Source organism: Lamprobacter modestohalophilus, assembly GCF_016583905.1.
In the GTDB taxonomy this organism is placed as follows: Bacteria; Pseudomonadota; Gammaproteobacteria; order Chromatiales; family Chromatiaceae; genus Lamprobacter; species Lamprobacter modestohalophilus.
Map to the genome: position 1 here is coordinate 1 of NZ_NRRY01000109.1, position 5,158 is coordinate 5,158.

General features: G+C 65.8%; 7 protein-coding genes and 1 pseudogene. All 8 read right to left on the bottom strand.

Features of this window, described 5'->3' with window-relative positions; all coding sequences use genetic code 11:
* Positions 1–529 (bottom strand): thioredoxin domain-containing protein (locus CKO42_RS25735; protein WP_476737489.1); only part of this gene is annotated, 529 nt, incomplete at its 3' end.
* Positions 530–633: 104 nt separating this feature from the next.
* Positions 634–1,953, bottom strand: coding sequence for a TraB/TrbI/VirB10 family type IV secretion system protein (locus tag CKO42_RS25740; protein WP_200251890.1), 1,320 nt, complete (start codon positions 1,951–1,953; stop codon positions 634–636).
* Positions 1,950–2,987, bottom strand: a complete 1,038-nt coding sequence (locus CKO42_RS25745) for a TraK domain-containing protein (RefSeq protein WP_200251892.1) — start codon at positions 2,985–2,987, stop codon at positions 1,950–1,952. The genes CKO42_RS25740 and CKO42_RS25745 overlap by 4 nt, the downstream gene beginning before the upstream one ends.
* A 2-nt stretch (positions 2,988–2,989) precedes the next feature.
* Positions 2,990–3,565, bottom strand: coding sequence for a TraE/TraK family type IV conjugative transfer system protein (locus tag CKO42_RS25750; protein ID WP_200251894.1), 576 nt, complete (start codon positions 3,563–3,565; stop codon positions 2,990–2,992).
* Positions 3,566–3,572: 7 nt separating this feature from the next.
* Positions 3,573–3,854: a type IV conjugative transfer system protein TraL gene (gene traL / locus CKO42_RS25755; RefSeq protein WP_200251897.1), complete on the bottom strand. Its 282-nt coding sequence runs from the start codon at positions 3,852–3,854 to the stop codon at positions 3,573–3,575.
* A gap of 158 nt (positions 3,855–4,012) precedes the next feature.
* Positions 4,013–4,264 (bottom strand): WGR domain-containing protein, encoded by a 252-nt coding sequence (locus tag CKO42_RS25760; RefSeq protein ID WP_200251899.1) that lies wholly within the window; start codon positions 4,262–4,264, stop codon positions 4,013–4,015.
* Between the two features lie 104 nt (positions 4,265–4,368).
* Positions 4,369–4,676, bottom strand: a pseudogene (locus CKO42_RS25765) (redoxin domain-containing protein); the annotation flags it as partial.
* Positions 4,677–4,913: 237 nt separating this feature from the next.
* Entirely contained in the window at positions 4,914–5,036 is a 123-nt protein-coding gene (locus tag CKO42_RS27720; protein WP_242479712.1) for a poly(ADP-ribose) glycohydrolase domain-containing protein, read from the bottom strand.
* Positions 5,037–5,158 lie beyond the last annotated feature (122 nt).

A 5,158-nucleotide genomic window follows, 5' to 3' on the forward strand; every position in this document is an offset into this window, starting at 1 on the left:
AGGGGGCACAGCGCAGTCGCCGCGCCAGATCCAGCGACTCCGGGCCACCGACCGGCAGCAGCACGACCTGGGCCGGAGTGCCGGTATCGCGCAGCTCAGCCAAGACCTCGAGTCCCGCCGGATACAACGGATCGACGAAGACCCAGAGGCTGTCCTCTGCCAGGACGTCGGTATTCAGCGGCAAGGCACCCAAGTCCACCGCATCGAGCGGCAGCCGATCGCGATCGAGCCGACCGGCCAAGGCGCTGGCCTGCGCCACATCCTGCAGCTCAACCCCATGCCAAAGATCCCAGGCCGGGCCAGTGAAGGCATAGCGCCCACCGCCGGCGAGGTAGACCGACTGACCCTCGAGGTCGAGCATCTGCACGCGGGTTCCAGGCAGCTCGAGCGAGGCCTGGATGCGCGCCGAGAGATCACTCAGCGCTGGCGGCATCGGCGGCGCGCTGAGGGCCGCTTGCGAGGCAACCGTCAACGACAGCGCCAAGGTGGATCGGGACAGCGTGGAACGAACGCAGCGGGACAGAGACATGGGCATCAATCGCCAGGCAGTGAATCGGTGAGACACAGCTTGCCCCGCCCACCGCGCTTGGCGCGACAGCGAAAGGCAGGCAAAATCCGGCGCTTTTGCGACGCTCATTGCAGCTTCAGCCCGACACCGCGGTTGAGGATCACCTCGATGCCGCGCCCGGCGTCGACCTCAAGCACCGGGAACAGGTTCTCGGCCATATCCAGGTAATACTCCGCCAGGCGTTCCAGGGCTTCGCCGGTGCCGGAGAGCATCGCCCCCTGCATCGCCGCCCCAGAGAACACCTGCTGAAATGGCACCGCGCCGGTCCCGGTGGCCACCGTTGCTGCGGGCACGGTCGAGAACAGCTGACTGAAGCCCTGCAGGAAGCTCACCTGCAGCGCCTGACCGATGACCTGCCCCTGCTTGTTGACCAGACGCCCGCGCACCCCGACCTTGCCGTCCTCACCGACCGCATAGCCATCGACGGCGACCTCCAGGGTGCGGCCATCGCGGCGCACGCAGTTGATCGATTCGGCGCGCAGATAGACCCGCTCCGAGCCCAAGTCGCCGTAGCCGCCGACCAGCAGGAAGCATTCGCGCACATCGGCGCGGAAACGGTTCGGCAGGATGGCGGTGTGTTTGAGGCGCAGCAGTGCTGGATAGGGATCCTGGCGCGCGGCGCGGCCGGTCGGCGCATCCAGGCCAGAGAGCAGCACCCCGCGCAGGATGCTGCCGGCCGGGATGCGGACCTCGGGGATCTTGGCCTCGGCGGCCTCCTCCGGGCTCGGCGCTGGCGGCGCATCGGCATCGGCGACATGGCGGATGTTGAGGCTGCGGGTTGGGGTCTTGGGTGTATTCGCAGCAGCGGTGCCAGGCTCCGTTGGGGGCAGAAACAGCTGATCAAGGCTTGGTGGTGGGGTTGGCTCCAATGTTGGCGGGTTTCGTTCGCCAGCGGCGGGTGGGGTAAAGCGACCGGCATCGGCGTTGGCGTCAGTGATTGCGACTGACGACGGCTCAGCGACACCCGCATCAGCCCGTTCGGCAAGACGCGTCTGCAGATCCTCACGCAAGCCCCGCACCTCAGTGCGCAGCGCCTTCAACTCCGCCTCGCGCTCGCTGCGCAGGGTCTGCACCAGCCGGCTCTGGCTGCTGTCATCGGCGACGCTCAGGCCAACCTTCTCCAGGTTGTGGGCGATGCCGCGCACGTCGCTTTCCAGGCGCTTCAGCCGTCGACCCAGACCATCGATACCCAGATCGCGGGGATCGACATCAGTGAGCAAATTGGTCACCAGACGCTCGCGTTCGCCCTGACCCGGCTGATGCTGGCCGGGCGCGGTGGCCATCAGCCAGGCGAGCCCGGCGATCACCGCGCCGCCGGCGCTCAGGGTCAGTGCACGGCGCGCTTTCGGGCTCAGTTGGGCCCAATGGTCGGTGAGTTGGGTCATCGATGAGCCTCCAGTGTCCGTGTCGCTGTCGTTGTTCCTCCTGGACTCACAGGCAACGGTACGGTGGCTTCACCGACCCGCAACGCGATCAGCAGTTGGGTCTCCTCCCCCTTGCGCAGGTCTGTGCGGGGCCAAGTCGCCTGAGCGGCGATGACCCCCTTGCCGCGTGGGCGGCAGTGGTGCGGGGTGATCCCGAGGGGTTCCTGACCGCTGTAGCGCAGCGTCGTCTTCAGCAGCTTCAGGTGGTCGCTCTCGAAGACCTCCACATCCGAGGCTCGCAGCCCGGGAGCCTCGCAGCGCAGACGATCCTCCGAGCGAACGGAGCCGCGACGAAAGCCTTCGGGCACCTCACCACGTGCCAGATCACGCAAGGCCGTGGTCAGGGTTTGCAGATACGGCAGCGGCTGCTGCCAGAGGGCTGGGTGCGCTGGACTCAGCGCGACCGGGGCACTGTCGGACTGCGTCTCCGTGGTGGTTTGTGCTTTGTTTTTGGTCTGGGCCTGTGCAGCTCTGTAGCCGGGGACCTGGAGACGGATCTCGCGCGGGGGAACCCGGCGGGGGGCTAAGGTCAGCGCAATCGTGGTCCCTGAGGCATCGCCGGCGCTGATGTAGAGCGTCGCCGGGACTTCACTGGCGGTGGCGACATAGACGACCTTGCCCTCGACCTCGGTGCTGAGGTCGGAGACGGTGCGCACGGAGGGACGCTCGAACGGGGTGACGATGCGATTAAGGTGATCGATCGCCAGCTCGAGGATGGCATTGGCGCCGGGTGCGACGGTGACGGTACGCGGTCCCAAGGCCAGGACGGCGGGTTCGCCCGAGTCGGTGTCTTCAGGGGCAGTGCTTGCTCCGGCATTGGCGCGACTCGCCTCGGTCTGGTTAGCTCCGGCACTGCCGCGCAAGAAGGGACTGTCGGCATGCAGCAGTGGCGTCGTTCCAACCAGTGTGATGCCAACCAGGGTCAGCGTGGCGGGGAGCAGGAAGCGCGGTGTGCGCAGCGCAGAGCGTGCTACAGAGGATGGATAGAACGCCATGACTAAGACTGCTCCGGTTGGCGAGGGGTGCCGGGATAGACATCCAGATGCGTAATCACCGGCCGGTAATGACGGAAACCAACGCGGACCTCGAAGGTGCGTTGATGGCGCACCGGCTGGGCGCCGGGACCGATGCTGACCTGGTTGCCGGTGATGTAATGGGTGTCGGTGGCGGGGTCGTAGCTGAGCGCACTCGGGGAGAAGTGCATGGAGACGCGCTCGCGCTTGATCGCGTCGACCTGCTCGCCGATGACCTCCATCACGGCGGCGCGCAGCGGCGGAGCCAGCAGTGGCTCGAGGGCCTGCTGGATGAAGTCGGCCGAGCGCGCGCCGACATTGCCGAGCAGTTCGGCGACGTAGATCGCCCAGGCCTCTTTGACCTCGCGCGAGGCGCGGTCGCGAGCGACGTTGACCTCGCCCTCGAGGATCGGGGGCACCAGCACCACGGTGCGATCGGCGCGCAGCAGTGCCGCGAGGCTGAGCAGATTGGTCACCAGCAACAGGGCCACTGCAATCCGGTGAAAGCGGTTCTCGCGGTTGATGCCGCGCCAGGTCTTGGTCAGGGTATCGAGTGTCATGAGCGCCCTATCCCCGCCAGCAGCGACTGAAGGGGTTCGGGCAACTGCGCGCACCGAGTGGGACCAGGCCGTGCCAGTAGGCCCAGTGCAGCGCGAAGCCATCCGGGCGACTGTCGCGGAAGCGGCCATAGAGCCGGGACAGGCCCAGGCCGAGCAGCACGAAGAGCAGCAGACGATCGGCGAGGATGCCGATGATCAGCATCAGGATCAGGGGGATTAGATCATCCAGGCGCCAGAGCAGCAGCGAGGGTGGGTCATCGATGCCGCGCGGCAGGTCGAGGGCATGCATGGGGTTCGCCTCCGGTGTTTCGGTGGCGATAGCCTGGCGGGATTGGCACGTTCGCGCGACAGCGAAAGATCAGCAGATTGCGGCTGATTTGCGAGTGGGTTGCTTGAGCTGCGCAGAAGCAGGCGCGATCGACAGCGAGGCGAACACAAGGCGATTGTTCAGCCTGTCAGGCAGGCTTGTTCCTCGTCCTCGTCAACCACGTTGTAACCTCGCTGCCGGCGCCGCTGGCTGATCCGGGCGATCTCCTCGAGCCCAGCCTCATAGCTCGCCACCGCATTCACGCTCAGACCGCCCAGACGCGAGTGCAGTCCACCCCAATAGGTCACCAGTGTCCAGTCGCCGAAGAGATCGGCGACAAGCTGCGCGTTGTAGTAACGTTGTTTCTCTGGGTTGATCCAGCGCAGACGCATGGGGCAGTACCGAATCCGGTTGGGCCTGCGCGGAGTGTGCCTGCCATACTCCCTGATTGACCAGCAGGACCGCCTTAGCAACAGGGGGTGTAGATCGACCTGGCCGCACGCACCGCGGAGGTGTCACTGGCGCCGGGCTGGATCATGCCGTAGGCCTTGGCCACCTGCATCCAGAGATCGGCGATGTGCGAGAAGTTGCTGTCGATCGACAGCCCGAGCAGCTCGCAGCCGAGTGTCTGGAAGTCGGCATGGCGCTTGGCGAAGGCGATGAACTCGGTGGTGCAGACCGGGGTGAAGTCGGCCGGATGCGAGAACAGCCCCAGCCATTGGCCACGGTAGTCCTCGAGGGTCTTGCGCCCTGGGTGGTCGGGGCATCGAAGGCCGGGGCCGGCTCATTTGGCAGGCGATGCAATACAGAGGAACCTGACGATGAAGCGACGCACTTTCATTCAATCCATTGGTGCCGTCGGAGCACTCGGTCTGCAGCAGTTCACCGGCTGTTGACTGGCCGATCGCCGAGGCATAGGGCGCCGCACAGGTCAGAAAGTCGACCGTCCAGGGAACGTACAACGGCGTGCCATCGTCACTGCGAAACACGGGGATAGCAGGCGAGAGGATGGCCCAGTCGCTGGAATCCGGCTGTGATCGCTTAGCATGAGCGGCATACATCGCCGCACAGCGTGGCATACAGGGCGTTCGAGCGGCAGAGCACCTCCTCTTGTGCGCGGGCACCATTGAGGAAGCCACCGCCAAAGTGAATGCCATCAGCCAGTCTGGGTCAGGAGTTCGTTGCCCTTGGTGCCTGTTGTCTCATCTCAACCAGGCCAGCCAGGAGCCTTGCAAAGGGTTCGATCTGTCGTCGAACACTGGCGTCCTCCAGCGCGGCGATGTACC

What these genes read in the sequence shown, in the direction of transcription:
- CKO42_RS25740 (WP_200251890.1), bottom strand. Translation starts at nt 1,953, where the DNA reads ATGACCCAACTCACCGACCATTGGGCCCAACTGAGCCCGAAAGCGCGC.
- CKO42_RS25745 (WP_200251892.1), bottom strand. Translation starts at nt 2,987, where the DNA reads ATGGCGTTCTATCCATCCTCTGTAGCACGCTCTGCGCTGCGCACACCG.
- CKO42_RS25750 (WP_200251894.1), bottom strand. Translation starts at nt 3,565, where the DNA reads ATGACACTCGATACCCTGACCAAGACCTGGCGCGGCATCAACCGCGAG.
- traL (WP_200251897.1), bottom strand. Translation starts at nt 3,854, where the DNA reads ATGCATGCCCTCGACCTGCCGCGCGGCATCGATGACCCACCCTCGCTG.
- CKO42_RS25760 (WP_200251899.1), bottom strand. Translation starts at nt 4,264, where the DNA reads ATGCGTCTGCGCTGGATCAACCCAGAGAAACAACGTTACTACAACGCG.